The 13,857-nt window shown below is 73.7% G+C and carries 9 protein-coding genes and 1 tRNA gene; 3 read left to right on the forward strand and 7 right to left on the reverse strand.

Annotation, left to right across the window (positions count from 1 at the left end; all coding sequences use genetic code 11):
* Positions 1–3: 3 nt before the first annotated feature.
* Positions 4–1,674, reverse strand: a complete 1,671-nt coding sequence (argS, locus tag IEW07_RS10295) for an arginine--tRNA ligase (protein WP_188536878.1) — start codon at positions 1,672–1,674, stop codon at positions 4–6.
* A gap of 107 nt (positions 1,675–1,781) precedes the next feature.
* Between argS and IEW07_RS10300 the strand changes: the two genes are divergently transcribed.
* Together IEW07_RS10300 and IEW07_RS10305 are read left to right on the forward strand one after the other, a co-directional pair.
* Positions 1,782–1,854 (forward strand) — tRNA-Arg (locus tag IEW07_RS10300).
* A 186-nt stretch (positions 1,855–2,040) separates the two neighbouring features.
* Positions 2,041–4,764 (forward strand): PEP/pyruvate-binding domain-containing protein, encoded by a 2,724-nt coding sequence (locus IEW07_RS10305; RefSeq protein WP_188536880.1) that lies wholly within the window; start codon positions 2,041–2,043, stop codon positions 4,762–4,764.
* Between the two features lie 101 nt (positions 4,765–4,865).
* On the opposite strand, the gene IEW07_RS10310 is transcribed toward IEW07_RS10305, so the two are convergent.
* The 4 genes from IEW07_RS10310 to IEW07_RS10325 form a co-directional block, all read right to left on the reverse strand.
* Positions 4,866–5,249: a hypothetical protein gene (locus tag IEW07_RS10310; RefSeq protein WP_188536881.1), complete on the reverse strand. Its 384-nt coding sequence runs from the start codon at positions 5,247–5,249 to the stop codon at positions 4,866–4,868.
* A gap of 146 nt (positions 5,250–5,395) precedes the next feature.
* Complete coding sequence (locus tag IEW07_RS10315; protein ID WP_188536883.1) at positions 5,396–6,223, reverse strand: ABC transporter ATP-binding protein; 828 nt, start codon at positions 6,221–6,223, stop codon at positions 5,396–5,398.
* A 3-nt stretch (positions 6,224–6,226) separates the two neighbouring features.
* Positions 6,227–7,165: an ABC transporter permease gene (locus IEW07_RS10320; RefSeq protein ID WP_188536886.1), complete on the reverse strand. Its 939-nt coding sequence runs from the start codon at positions 7,163–7,165 to the stop codon at positions 6,227–6,229.
* A 152-nt stretch (positions 7,166–7,317) separates the two neighbouring features.
* Positions 7,318–8,319, reverse strand: a complete 1,002-nt coding sequence (locus tag IEW07_RS10325; protein WP_188536888.1) for an ABC transporter substrate-binding protein — start codon at positions 8,317–8,319, stop codon at positions 7,318–7,320.
* A 230-nt stretch (positions 8,320–8,549) separates the two neighbouring features.
* Between IEW07_RS10325 and hrpA the strand changes: the two genes are divergently transcribed.
* Positions 8,550–12,653: an ATP-dependent RNA helicase HrpA gene (gene hrpA, locus IEW07_RS10330; RefSeq protein ID WP_188536890.1), complete on the forward strand. Its 4,104-nt coding sequence runs from the start codon at positions 8,550–8,552 to the stop codon at positions 12,651–12,653.
* Between the two features lie 10 nt (positions 12,654–12,663).
* On the opposite strand, the gene IEW07_RS10335 is transcribed toward hrpA, so the two are convergent.
* Positions 12,664–13,092, reverse strand: a complete 429-nt coding sequence (locus tag IEW07_RS10335) for an HIT family protein (protein ID WP_188536892.1) — start codon at positions 13,090–13,092, stop codon at positions 12,664–12,666.
* An 84-nt stretch (positions 13,093–13,176) separates the two neighbouring features.
* On the reverse strand, positions 13,177–13,839 hold the full coding sequence (locus IEW07_RS10340) for an MBL fold metallo-hydrolase (protein WP_188536894.1): 663 nt from the start codon (positions 13,837–13,839) through the stop codon (positions 13,177–13,179).
* Between the last annotated feature and the right edge of the window lie 18 nt (positions 13,840–13,857).

The raw sequence follows: 13,857 nt of genomic DNA on the forward strand, positions 1-13,857 counted from the left end.
CGATCACATCCTCTCCGGGGCCGTCACGCCGAGCACGCCCAGGCCGTTGGCCAGGACCTGGCGGGCGGCGTCGTTGAGCCACAGGCGGGTGCGGTGCAGGCCGGTGACCTCCTCGTCGCCCTGCGGGGCGACCCGGCACGCGTCGTACCAGCGGTGGTAGGTCCCGGCGATCACCTCGAGGTGGCGGGCCACGCGGTGGGGCTCGCGGAACTGGGCGGCCTGCGCCAGCACGGACGGGTACTGGCCGAGGGCGGCGAGCAGCTCGCCCTCCATGGGGTGGTCCAGCAGGGCGGCGTCGAACACCGGCGCTCCCCCGGCGTCCGTGCGGGAGACGCCCGCCGCCTCGGCGTTGCGGCCCACCGCGCAGGTGCGGGCGTGGGCGTACTGGACGTAGAAGACCGGGTTCTCGTTGGAGCGGCGGGTCAGCAGGTCCAGGTCGATGTCGATGTTGGAGTCCACCGAGAAGCGGGTCAGGGAGTACCGGGCGGCGTCCACGCCGACGGCCTCGACGAGGTCCTCCATGGTGACCACGTTGCCGGCGCGCTTGGACATCCGCACGGGCACGCCGTCCTTGACCAGGTTCACCATCTGCCCGATGAGCACCTCGACGCGGTCCGGGGAGTCCCCCAGGGCGGCCGCGGCGGCCTTGAGCCGGGCCACGTAGCCGTGGTGGTCGGCGCCGAGCATGTAGATGCACAGGTCCGCCCCGCGGTCCCGCTTGTCCTTGAAGTAGGCGATGTCCCCGGCGATGTAGGCGGCCTGGCCGTCGGACTTGATGACCACCCGGTCCTTGTCGTCGCCGTAGGCGCTGGAGCGCAGCCACCACGCGCCGTCGGCGAAGTAGAGGGCCCCGGAGCCCTTGAGCTGCTCGAGCAGGCCCTCGACGGCGCCGTTCTCGAACAGGGACTGCTCGTGGAAGTACACGTCGAAGTCCACGCCGAACTCGTGCAGCGAGGACTTGATCTCCGCGAACATCAGCTCGACGCCCGCCGCGCGGAACGCCTCCTGCGGGTCCCCCGAGTCGAGGACGCCGGGCTCCTCCGCGACGATCCGTCCGGCGATGTCGGTGATGTACTCCCCGCCGTAGCCGTCCTCGGGGGCGGGCTCGCCCTGGGCGCGGGCGAGCAGGGAGCGTGCGAAGCGGTCGATCTGCGCGCCGGCGTCGTTGAAGTAGTACTCGCGCACGACACTCGCGCCCTGCGCCTCGAGGACGCGGGCCAGCGAGTCCCCCACCGCCGCCCAGCGGGTGCCGCCCAGGTGGACGGGGCCGGTGGGGTTGGCGGAGACGAACTCGAGGTTGATGGCGGTGCCGGCGAGCGAGTCCGCCGTGCCGAAGGCGGCGCCCTGCTCCACGATGGAGCGCGCCAGCTCGCCGGCGGCGGCGGCGTCCAGGGTGATGTTGAGGAAGCCGGGACCGGCGACGTCCACGGACGCGACGCCCGCGGTGTGCTCCAGCCGGTCCTTGACGACGGCGGCGACGTCGCGGGGGGCCCTGCCGACCTTCTTGGCCAGCTGCATCGCGACGTTGGTCGCCCAGTCCCCGTGCTCCCGGTTCTTCGGCCGCTCGATCCGGACCTCCGGCAGCGCGGCCCCGTCGCCCAGGGCGAGGACGCCCTCGGACACGGCGTCCTGCAGGCATGCGGATACGGCGAGAGAAAGTTCTTCTGGAGTCACCGGACCAGTGTAACCGCGCGGCACGACCCGCCCGTGTCGGGCCGATCGACGGGGGCGGCCCGGAACCTGTAGTATCGTTGAGGTTCGTCGCCGGAAGGCGTCAGCCGGCCCGCGTAGCTCAGTGGATAGAGCGTCTGCCTCCGGAGCAGAAGGCCGTAGGTTCGAATCCTATCGCGGGCACCGTGCGATGTCCCAGGACATCGGAAGCCCCCGGATCCCTCGGATCCGGGGGCTTCGTCGTGCCCGGGACCTGCCGCCGCGCCGTCCCAGCGGCCCCTGAGGGGCGTTGAGCGGGCATTGAGCCCGGACCCGCGCGCTCCTACACTCGGGGCACCAGAGACGGCCGTTCCAGCCCCGGAGACGATCATGGACAGCGCCCAGCCGCACCCGGCCCTCCCCGTGGGCCCCGTCGTCGACCTCGCGGAGGTCGGGCGCGTCGCGCTCGACGCCGAGGGCCCGGGCACGAGCGAGGACGTGCTCGAGGCCGTGGGCGGAAAGGCCCTGCGGCTGGGGGCGATGCTGGCCGCCGGGCTGCCCGTGCCGCCGGGCTTCTGCGTGACGACCGGCGCCTACCGCCGGGCGGCCGCGACCGCCGGCCTCGAGCGGCTCCTGGCGTCCCCCGGCACACCGGCCTCCCGGCTGCGCGCCGCGCTCGAGGCCGTCACGGTGCCCGCCGACGTCGCCGACGCCGTCCGCGCCGCCTACGCGGCCCTGGGCGGGACGCACCCCGTCGCCGTGCGCTCCTCCGCCACGGCCGAGGACTCCCCCGAGGCCAGCTTCGCCGGGCAGCAGGACACCTACCTCAACGTGGTCGGCGAGGACGCCGTGCTGGACGCGGTCCGTCGCTGCTGGGCCTCCCTGTGGACGGACCGGGCCGTGGCCTACCGGCGCGACCACGGCATCGAGGAGGGCACCGTGGGCCTGGCCGTCGTGGTCCAGTCGATGGTGGCGGCGGAGGTCTCGGGGGTGCTCTTCACGGCGGACCCGCTCACCGGCCGCCGCGGGCGCAGCGTCGTCGACGCGGCGCCCGGGCTGGGCGAGGCCCTCGTCAGCGGCGCCGTCGACCCCGACCGCTTCGTGCTGGAGACCGCCACGGGCCGCGTCCTCGAGCGGGTGCCGGGCGGCAAGCGCACGGAGGTGCGCCCGGCCCCCGGTGGCGGGACGGAGCGGGTGCGGCACGCGAGCGGCGCGGACCGCCTGTGCCTCACCGACGAGCAGGTGCGCACCCTCGCCGCCCTCGGGGCCCGCGCGGAGCGGCTCTTCGGAACGCCCCAGGACCTGGAGTGGGCGATCGAGCCCGGCGGCCGGGTGCTCCTGGTCCAGTCGCGGCCCGTCACCACGCTGTACCCCCTGCCCGAGCCCGCCGGCCCCGGCGACCGCGTCTACCTGTGCGCCAGCCTGCTGCAGGGGCTGACCCGCCCGCTGACGCCCATGGGACTCTCCACCTTCCAGGCGATCGCGGACGGCTGGCTGGCGCAGGACGGAGGCGCCGACGCCCTGGCCTTGCGGTACGTGCAGGCCGGGCTCCGCCTGTTCACGGACGTCACGCCGCTGCTGCGCAGCAGGATCGGCCGCCACCTCGCGGTGCGCATGGCGCGCGCGGCCGACACCCGCTCGGAGGCCGTGCTCCGGAGCCTCATGGAGGACCCCCGCTTCGCCCCCGTCCGGTCCCGGACGCCGCCGAACCCCGCGCGCCTCGTCCGCGGCCTGCCCCAGCTGGGCGCGACCCCGCAGGTGCTCGCGGCCCTGGTCCGGCCGGAGGCCGCCGTGCGCCGCGGCGAGCGCGCGGAGCGGGAGCTGCGCGCTCGCCTCGTCCTCGACGGGCCCGTCACCGCCGCCCGCCGGCTGGACCTCGTCGAGCGGATGCTGACGCGGGAGATGGTCCCCTTCGTGATGCGGCAGCTGCCCGCCCCCGCGGCCGGCTACCTGTGGCTCGGCCTGGCACGGTGGCTGCTCCGGCCCGTGCTGGCTCCCGGCGAGCTGGCCGGCGTGCTGCGCGGGCTGCCGCGCAACGTGACCACCGAGATGGACCTGCGGCTGTGGCGCGCCGCGGTCGCCGTGGGGGCGGACCCGGAGTCCGCCCGGGCGCTCGCCGGGGAGCACCCGCGGGACCTCGCCGCCCGCTGGGCCGAGGGCTCCCTCCCCCCGGTCCTCCAGCAGATCCTGCGGGACGTCCTGGCCGAGTACGGGCACCGCGCCGTGGCCGAGATCGACATCGGCGTGCCCCGCTGGTCGGAGGACCCCACCCACGTCCTCAACGTCCTGGCCAACTACCTGCGGCTGGACGACCCGGAGCAGGCCCCCGACGTGCAGTTCGCCCGCGCGGCCGAGCGGGCCGAGGCCCTGGTCGCCGACCTGTCCTCCCGCGCCCGGGCCCGCGGCCGGCTGCGCGGCGCGCTGGCCGCCCGCGCCCTGCGCCAGGTGCGGCGGACCGCCGGGCTGCGCGAGCAGCCCAAGTTCACCATGGTCGTCGTGCTGGCCGAGCTCCGGCGCCAGCTCGCGCTCGTGGGCGGGGAGCTCGTCGCGGCCGGGCGGATCGGCACGCCCGCCGACGTCTTCTTCCTGGACCTGGCCGAGGTCCGCGCGGGCCTGGGTGGTGCGGACCTGCACGAGCCGGTGGCCGCGCGGCGGCGCGAGTACGAGCGGGAGCTGCGCCGCCGCCACATCCCGCGGATCCTGCTCTCCGACGGCACCGACGCGGAGGCGGCCGTGGCCGTGGCCGCCGGGTCGGCGGCCGGCCGGGACCTGCCCGCGGGGACCCTGCGCGGCGCCCCGGCCTCGGCCGGCACCGTCACGGGCACGGCCCGCGTCGTCCTGGACCCGGCGGCCGCGCGGCTGGAGCCCGGCGAGGTGCTCGTGGCCCCGTCCACGGACCCGGGCTGGACCCCGCTGTTCCTGACGGCGGCGGCCCTCGTGATGGAGATGGGCGGGCCGATCTCCCACGGAGCGGTGGTGGCCCGCGAGTACGGGATCCCCGCCGTCGTCGGCGTCCCGGAGGCCACCCTGCGGATCGCCACCGGGGACGTCGTCACCGTCGACGGCGCCGCCGGGACCGTCGTGGTCCACACCGGCGGGTCCGCGGCGCCCTGACCGCGGGCGCCCCGGCCGCGGACCTGCCGCGCACGGGTGTCCCGGCCGCGGTGGTCCCGGCCGCGGTGGTCCGGGTCACGGGCGCCCCGGCAGGGGTGGTCTCAGTCGCGGGCGTCGGGGTCCCGGTGCCCGGGACCGCGGAACCGGTCCGGGTCGAAGGGCCGCAGCGGGTCGTCGCCGAACTGCTCGTCGTCGAGCAGGTCCTCCGGGTGCGGCGCCTCGCCCGCCGAGCGGCGCCAGTTGAAGCCGAGGACCGCCAGCGCGCCGCCGCCCAGCAGCGTCACGGCCCCCACCGCTGTCGTCGCCGCGCCCCGCGCGCCCAGCGCCGCCCCCTCGGCGGAGGCCCGGGCGAGGTGGACGAGGGCCTCGGGCACGGCGAAGGTCGACACGAACAGTGCCACCAGCCCGACGGCCAGCATCCAGCCGCCCGTCCGGCGGCGGTGGGCGCGCCGGTGCTCGAGGGGCTCGTCGAGGGGATCGGTCACGGTGCTGCTCTCCTGGTTCGGTGGCCGGGCTGTGGGCGGACGTCTGCCGGGACGCGCGACGGGGCGGACCGGTCCCGGTCCGCCCCGTCGTCGCCCGCTCCGGGGGCGCCGCCCCGGGTCAGTGCTCCTGGATCAGCACCCCTGGGTCAGTGCCCCGGCTCGGTCTTGACGCTCTCGAACAGCGTAGCGTCGTCGAACGCCTCCTGGCCCGCTCCCGGCTGCAGCCGCCGGAACTGCTCCAGCAGGCCCGGCACGGTCATCGACCGCTTCTGCTCGGCGTCGAGCTCGAAGAGGATCCGGCCCTCGTGCATCATGATCAGCCGGTTGCCCAGGCGCAGCGCCTGCTCCATGTTGTGCGTGACCATCACCGTCGTGAGGTTCTGCTCGGCCACGATGTCCGCCGTCAGACGGGAGACGAGGTCGGCCCGCTGCGGGTCGAGCGCGGCGGTGTGCTCGTCGAGCAGCAGGATCCGCGGCTCCGAGAACGTCGCCATCAGCAGGGACAGCGCCTGCCGCTGACCGCCCGAGAGCAGCCCCACCTTGGCGCCGAGCCGGTTCTCCAGGCCCAGCTCCAGGCTCGCGAGCTTGTCGCGGAACAGCTGCCGCCGGGCGTTCGTGAGCCCCTGCGCCAGCCCGCGGGACTTGCCGCGCTGCAGGGCGATGGCCATGTTCTGCTCGACCGTCATGGTCGGCGACGAGCCCTTCATGGGGTCCTGGAAGACGCGGGAGAGGTAGCGGGCGCGCTTGTGCTCGGGCAGGCGCGTGACGTCGATGTCGTCGACCCGCACCGTCCCGGTGTCCGGGATCAGGGTCCCGGAGATCGTGTTGAGGATCGTCGACTTCCCGGCGCCGTTGGAGCCGATGACGGTCAGGAAGTCGCCCTCGGCGAGGGTGAGGGACACGCCGGCCAGCGCGCGGCGCTCGTTGACGGTCCCGGCGAAGAACGTCTTGTGGACGTTGTCGATGGTGAGCACGGGTCAGGCACCTGCCTTCTCGGTCGCAGGGTTGTCGGTGAGCTCGTCCACGAGACGTGCCGCCTCGCTGGCCTGGTGCTTCTCCCGGCGGCGCCGGAAGAACTGCAGCTGCGGGACGACGAGCGCGAGGACCACGAGCACCGCGGAGATCAGCTTCATGTCCGACGGGTTGAGCCCCGCCTGCAGGGCCACGGTGATGACCAGCCGGTAGACGATGGAGCCCAGGATCACGGCGAGCGTGGCGACGACCACGGTCCGGGAGCCGAACAGCCCCTGGCCCAGGATCACGGAGGCGAGGCCGACGACGATGAGGCCGATGCCCATGCCGATGTCGGCGAAGCCCTGGTACTGGGCCACGAGGGACCCGGCGAGGCCGACGAGCCCGTTGGACAGGCACAGCCCGAGCATCTTCTGGTGGTCCGTGTTCACGCCGAAGGAGCGGATCATGTCCGGGTTGTCGCCGGTGGCCTGCATCGCGAGCCCGGCGTCGGTGTAGAGGAACCAGTCGAGCAGCACCTTGACCACGGCCACTCCGGCCAGGAACAGGGCGATCCCGATCCAGGTGCCCTGCACGCCCAGCTCGGCGAGCGGGGTGAAGACCGTGTCCTCGCGCAGGAGGGAGAGATTGGCCTTCCCGTCCATGACGCGCAGGTTGATCGAGTAGAGGGCGGTCATCGTGAGGATGCCCGCGAGCAGGCCGTTGATGTGGGCCTTGGTGTGCAGCAGGCCCGTGATGAGCCCGGCGAGCGCGCCGGTCACGAAGCCGGCGGCGGTGGCCAGCCACGGGTTCCCCCCGCCGAGGATGATCATGGCCGTGGTGGCGGCGCCCGTGGTGAAGGACTGGTCGACGGTCAGGTCGGGGAAGTCGAGCACGCGGAACGTGAGGTACACGCCCAGGGCCATGACCGCGTACAGCAGTCCGAGTTCGATTCCGGCTATCACTTCAGGTGGATCCGTTCTTGAGTCGTAGGACGTGGGGCCTGTCCGCCGATCGGGCGGGGGCTCCTGGTGGGGCGGTGGGGCGGTGCGGGGGCCCGGGGTGACGGGCACCGGCACCGCCCGCGCCGGGTGGGAGCGGCCGGGGCGGCCGCGGGCTACTCGATGACCCGGTCGGCGGAGTCGCGCAACTGCTGGGGCACCTCGACGCCCATCCGCTCGGCGGCCTGCAGGTTGATGATCAGCTCGGTCTCCTCCTGGGACTCGACGGGCATGGACGCGGGCTCCTCGCCGTCCTTGAGGATGCGCAGGGCCATCTCGCCCGTCTGGCGGCCGAGCTGCTGGTAGTCGATGCCCTTGGTGATGAGGGCGCCGCGCTCCACGGAGTCGCCCTCGCCGGCGACCAGCGGAATCTGCTTGGTCTCGGCGGCCGAGACCACGGCCTCCAGCCCGGAGACCACCTTGTTGTCGGTGGGGACGTAGATGGCGTCGGTGTCGAAGGACTCGGCCGCCTGGGCGACCTCGGAGGTGTTGGTGACGGCCTTCTCGACGACCTCGAGGCCCTCCTCCGCGGCGGCCTCCTTGGCGAGGTCCACCTGGACCTGCGAGTTGGTCTCGCCCGAGCTGTAGATGATGCCGACGGAGGTGGCCTCGGGGTCGAGCTGCTTGATCAGCGCGATCTGCTCCGCGACCGGGTTCATGTCGGTGGTGCCCGTGACGTTGCCGCCGGGGCTCTCCAGGGACTCGACCAGCCCGGCCTCCACCGGGTCGGTGACGGCGGTGAACAGGACGGGGCGGTCCGTGACGGACTGGGCCAGTCCCTGGGCGGAGGGGGTCGCGATCGCGAGCAGCAGGTCCGCGTCCGAGGACGCGAAGTTCGACGCGATGCTGGTGGAGGTGCCCTGGTCGCCCGAGGCGTTCTGGAGGTCGACCGTCAGGTTCTCCCCCTCCGTGTAGCCGCCCTCCGCGAGCGCCTCCAGGAAGCCCTCCCGGGCGGCGTCGAGCGAGGGGTGCTCGACGAACTGGCTGATCCCGACGGTGGCCTCCTCGGCGGCCGCTCCCGACTCGCCGCCGGAGCCGGACGTGCCCGAGCCCCCGCAGCCGGTGAGCAGGAGGGCGGAGGACGCGAGGGCCGCCGTCAACGGGAACAGTCGCTTCATGGTGGGTCCTTTCTGGAAGGGGTGATGTCCCGGATATTACCCGCCGTCCGGTCGAGAAATGCGACGCAGCTCACAACTGGTGACGAAACGGCTTCGGGGACAGTCTCCCAGGCTCCGATCGTCCACCGGCGAGCCCCGCTCGTGCGGGCCTTTCCGGGCGTGTCCCGCAGCGCCTCCCGGGGCCGGGGGCCGCCCCGGGGCGGAGCCGTCCCCGGTAGGATCGTGGGGACATGTCAGCACCCGTGAGCAGCCCCCGAACCCTCGTCTACCCCGAGCACCTCCCCGTCTCCGCGCGGCGGGAGGACATCATGAGCGCGATCGCCGGCCACCAGGTGGTCGTGATCGCGGGCGAGACGGGGTCCGGCAAGACCACCCAGATCCCCAAGATGTGCCTCGAGCTCGGCCTCGGCGAGCGCGGGCTGATCGGCCACACCCAGCCCCGGCGGATCGCGGCGCGCTCCGTGGCGGAGCGGATCGCCGAGGAGATGGGCGAGAAGGTCGGCGGGACGGTCGGCTACCAGGTGCGCTTCACCTCCGAGGTCGGCGCCGACTCCCGGATCAAGCTCATGACCGACGGCATCCTGCTCGCGGAGATCCAGCACGACCGGCTCCTGCGCCGGTACTCGGCCATCATCATCGACGAGGCCCACGAGCGCTCGCTGAACATCGACTTCCTGCTGGGCTACCTGCGGCGGATCCTCCCCCAGCGCCCGGACCTGAAGATCGTCATCACCTCCGCGACCATCGACCCGGACCGCTTCGCCCGGCACTTCGCCCCGGTCCCCGACGACGGCGCCGAGCCGTCGCCGGCCCCGGTGATCGAGGTCTCGGGGCGGACCTTCCCCGTGGAGATCCGCTGGCGGCCCCTGTCCGAGCCGCGCTCCGGGGACGGCGGCACGGACGCCGAGGACGCCGGGGACGGGCTCGAGGACGAGGACCGGGACCCCATCGACGCGGTGTGCGACGCCGTCGAGGAGCTCTCCCACGAGGCCCCCGGCGACATCCTCGTCTTCTTCGCCGGCGAGCGCGAGATCCGCGACGCGCAGGAGGCCCTCCAGGGCACCCTCAAGCGTGTCCGCGGCATGGCCGACGCCGAGATCCTGCCCCTGTTCGGCCGGCTGTCGATGGCCGAGCAGCACCGGGTCTTCGCGCCGTCGGGCCGGCGGCGGATCGTGCTGGCCACCAACGTGGCCGAGACGTCCCTGACCGTCCCCGGCATCAAGTACGTCATCGACCCCGGCACCGCCCGCATCTCGCGCTACTCCGCGCGGACCAAGGTGCAGCGGCTGCCGATCGAGCGGATCTCGCAGGCCTCGGCGAACCAGCGCTCGGGCCGCTGCGGCCGCGTCTCGGACGGCATCTGCATCCGGCTCTACTCGGAGGAGGACTACCTCTCCCGCCCCGAGTTCACCGACCCGGAGATCCTGCGCACCAACCTCGCCGCCGTCATCCTGCAGATGACGGCGGTCGGCGTGGTCAACGAGCCCGGGGACATCGAGCGCTTCCCGTTCGTGGAGCCGCCCGAGTCCCGGTCCGTCAAGGACGGCGTGGCCCTGCTCCGCGAGCTGGGGGCCCTGAAGGAGCCGCGGGGCGCGTCCCCGCGCGGGCGCCGCGAGGAGGACTCCGGCGGGCCCCTCACCCCGGTGGGCCGCCAGCTCGCGCAGCTGCCGGTGGACCCGCGGCTGGGGCGGATGATCGTGGAGGCCGACCGGCGCGGCTGCGCCCGCGAGGTCATGGTGCTCGCCGCGGCGCTGACCGTCCAGGACCCCCGCGAGCGCCCGCTCGAGAAGCGCCAGCAGGCGGACGAGCTGCACAAGCGGTTCGCGGACGAGACCTCCGACTTCACGAGCTGGCTGCTGCTGTGGCAGTACGTCCAGGAGCAGCAGGAGGAGCTGTCCTCGACCCGGTTCCGGAAGCTGTGCCAGCGGGAGTTCCTGAACTTCCTGCGGATCCGCGAGTGGCAGGACCTCTACGCCCAGCTGCGCCAGATGGGCCAGCAGGTCGGCATCCGCGTCGGCAAGGGCCGGGAGGTGGACCCCGCGGGCAAGGAGCGGGAGATCCACGTGTCCCTGCTCGCGGGCCTGCTCAGCCACATCGGGCTCAAGGACGAGCGCAAGCGCGAGTACCAGGGTGCCCGCGGCACCCGCTTCGCGATCTTCCCCGGCTCCAACCTGTTCAAGAAGTCCCCGGACTGGGTGATGTCCGCCGAGCTCGTGGAGACCTCCCGGCTCTGGGCGCGCGTCAACGCCGCGATCGACCCCCTGTGGGCCGAGGAGCTCGCCCCGGGCCTCGTCAAGCGCAGCGTCTCGGAGCCGCACTGGTCCCGCGCGGAGGGCTCCGTCATGGCCTACGAGAAGGTCACGCTCTACGGCGTGCCGATCGTCGCCCGGCGCCGGATCAACTTCTGGCGCGTGGACCCCGCCGAGGCGCGGGAGCTGTTCGTCCGCCACGCCCTCGTGGAGGGCGACTGGCAGACCCGGCACCGGTTCTTCGAGCGCAACCGCAGGCGCCTGGCCGAGGTGGAGGAGCTCGAGAACCGGCTGCGCCGCAAGGACCTGCGGATCGACGACGAGACCCTGTTCGCGTTCTACGACGAGCGGATCCCGGCCTCCGTGGTCTCGGCCCGCCACTTCGACTCCTGGTGGAAGAAGGCCCGCCAGCAGGACGAGCACCTGCTCGACCTCGACCCCGAGTCCCTCATCGCCGAGGACGCCCGCGACTACGACGAGTCGCTCTACCCGCGGCAGTGGGTGCGGCGGACCCGCGACGGGGAGCTCGTGCTCGACCTCGACTACGAGTTCGCGCCGGGCTCCGACCACGCCGACGGCGTGACGGTGCGCGTGCCGGTGCTGTTCCTCAACCAGCTCGACCCCGAGCAGTTCGAGTGGCAGATCCCGGGGTTCCGCACCGAGCTCGTCACCGCGCTCATCAAGTCGCTGCCCAAGGCGGTGCGCCGGAACTTCGTGCCCGCCCCCGACGTCGCCCGGCAGGCGGTCGCGATGCTCGGGCAGGACTTCGACCCGGCCGTCGACGCCCTGGAGCCGTCGCTGGAGCTGGCCCTGCGCCGGCTCAGGGGCCACGTGGTCCCGCCGGGGTCCTGGAACTGGGACGCGGTGCCGGCGCACCTGCGGATGCGCTTCCAGGTCCGCGACCGCCGCAACCGCGTGCTGGGCGAGGGCGAGGACCTGGAGCTGCTGAAGGCGGAGCTGCACGACGAGATCCGGCGCGCCCTGGCCGAGTCCCTCGGCGCGGTCCCCGCCGCGGCCCGGGGCGCCGCCGGGACCTCCGGGCGCCCCGGCCGCGGGGACGCCCCGGCCCCCGCCCCGCGCGCGCCGGAGCCGGCGCGGCCCGCGCTGGAGCGGTCGGGGCTGACCGCGTGGCCGGAGCAGGACGTGCCGCGCACCGTCGAGTCCACGGTGGCGGGCCAGCGGATCACCGGCTACCCCGCGCTGGTCCCCGAGGAGCGGGACCGGACCGCGCCCGGGCGGAGCGGCAAGGACAGCAGGAGCGGGAAGGACAGCGGGCGCGGGAAGGACCGCAGGGGGGGCGGGCAGGCCGGGGCGCAGGGCGCCACGGTGGCCGTGCGCATCCTCTCCTCGGCCGCCGAGCAGCGGGCGGCCCAGCGCCGCGGCGTGATCGCCCTGCTGCAGCTGCGCCTCCCCTCCCCCGAGCGGTACGTGCTGGAGCACCTCAACAACCGGGAGAAGCTCGTCTTCACCCAGAACCCGCACGGGTCCGTGACCGAGCTCATCGCCGACTGCACGGTGGCCGCGATCGACAAGCTCGTCCCGGACGAGCCCCCCTTCACCCGCGCGGAGTTCGACCGGCTGCACGACCACGTGCGCGCCGAGCTCATCGACACGGTCTTCCAGGTCACGGCGCTCGTGGAGCAAGTGCTCTCGGGCGCAGCGCGGATCCGCAAGGCGCTCAAGCAGTCGGCGTCGCTGGCGGCGATCAACTCCCTCAACGACGTCAAGGCCCAGCTGGAGCACCTGGTGCACCCGGGCTTCGTGGCGGCGACCGGCTGGGAGCAGCTCCAGCACCTGCCGCGCTACGTGCGGGCCATGGAGGTGCGGCTCGAGAAGCTCGCCGGGCACCTGCAGCGGGACACGGCGGGCATGCTCGCCGTGCAGAAGCTGGAGGACGACTACGACGCCGCGCTCGACGCGCTGCCGGCCGCGATGGCGGTGCCGGACGAGCTGCGCCGGGTGGGCTGGATGATCGAGGAGCTGCGGGTCTCGCTGTTCGCCCAGGAGCTGGGCACCGCCCACACGGTCTCGGAGAAGCGGATCCGCAAGGCGCTCAAGGACGCCCTGGAGGCGGCACGGCCCTGACCGGCGCGCGTCAGCCGCGGGGGACGAACTCCCCGTGCCCGGCCTCGGTCAGCGCCGACCTCAGCTTCTCGGCGGCCTCGTCCATCCACGCCGGCTCGGGGTCGCGGATGACGTTGACGAACTGGAACTGCTCGACCGTGTCCGCGGGCCAGACGTGGATGTGGGTGTGGGGGACCTCGAAGCCCTGGATCATCTGGCCCACGCGCGCCGGGCGCCACACGGCGTCGAGGGCCCGGCCGATCTTCTGCGCGACCAGCATCAGGTGCGCGGCGAGGTCCTCCGGCAGGTCGATCCAGTGGTCGTGCTCCTCGCGCGGGACCACGAGGGTGTGGCCCTGGGAGAGCGGGTCGATGGACAGGAACGCCACGGCGCGGTCGTCCTGCCACACGAAGCGGCCGGGGATCTCGCCGTCGATGATCTTGGTGAACACGGTGCTCATGGGAGACCTTTCGTCGTCGTCGGAAGGGAGCGGAGGAGCAGGGGGAAGGGCCGGGGAGGCGGGAGCCGGGTCCGGGCCGGCGGGTCAGAGGACGACGCGCTCGCCCACCCCCAGGTGCCGGTACCGGACGCCGTACTTGGCGGCGAACGCCGAGACCTGCTTCTCGATGATGCGGAAGCCGGCGGGCGAGAGCAGGCCGTCGTGGATCTGGTGGACCTGCCGCGGCCGCACGGCCACGACGAAGTCGATGACCTCGGACATCTTGTTCCACGGGGCGTGGAGGGGGGCCAGCAGCACGGGCACGGACAGCCCGTGGGGGACCACGAGCGAGTCCCCGGGGTGGTAGACGGTGCCGTCGATCAGGTAGCCGATGTTGTCGACGGTGCGGATCTGGGGGTGGATGAGCGCGTGCTGGCCGCCGAAGGTCCGCACCGTGAAGCCGTCGAGCTCCAGGACGGTCTCCGGTTCCGCGTCGTGGACGGCGAACCCCTCCCCCAGCTCCTCGCGGAGCCCGGCGGCCACGGAGGCGGGGGCGTGCACCGCGGTGCCCGGGTGGGCGCGCAGGTGCGCCAGCAGCGGCTCGCGGTCCAGGTGGTCCGGGTGGACGTGGGTCACGAGCACGTGGTGGGCGCCGTCGAGCGCCTCCGCCAGCTCCCCGGGCTCCGAGAGGTTGCCCGGGTCGACCACCAGGACCCGGCCCGCCTTCTCGAGCCGGACGCACGAGTGGGTGTACTTGGTCAGCTCCATGGGGCTCAGCCTAGCCCC

Origin of the sequence: Kocuria dechangensis (assembly GCF_014636775.1) — a bacterium.
Classification (GTDB): Bacteria; Actinomycetota; Actinomycetes; order Actinomycetales; family Micrococcaceae; genus Kocuria; species Kocuria dechangensis.

Coding starts and splice junctions, on each gene's coding strand:
- IEW07_RS10305 (WP_188536880.1), top strand. CDS start 2,041: ATGGACAGCGCCCAGCCGCACCCGGCCCTCCCCGTGGGCCCCGTCGTC.
- IEW07_RS10335 (WP_188536892.1), bottom strand. CDS start 13,092: ATGAGCACCGTGTTCACCAAGATCATCGACGGCGAGATCCCCGGCCGC.
- IEW07_RS10340 (WP_188536894.1), bottom strand. CDS start 13,839: ATGGAGCTGACCAAGTACACCCACTCGTGCGTCCGGCTCGAGAAGGCG.
- hrpA (WP_188536890.1), top strand. CDS start 8,550: ATGTCAGCACCCGTGAGCAGCCCCCGAACCCTCGTCTACCCCGAGCAC.
- IEW07_RS10325 (WP_188536888.1), bottom strand. CDS start 8,319: ATGAAGCGACTGTTCCCGTTGACGGCGGCCCTCGCGTCCTCCGCCCTC.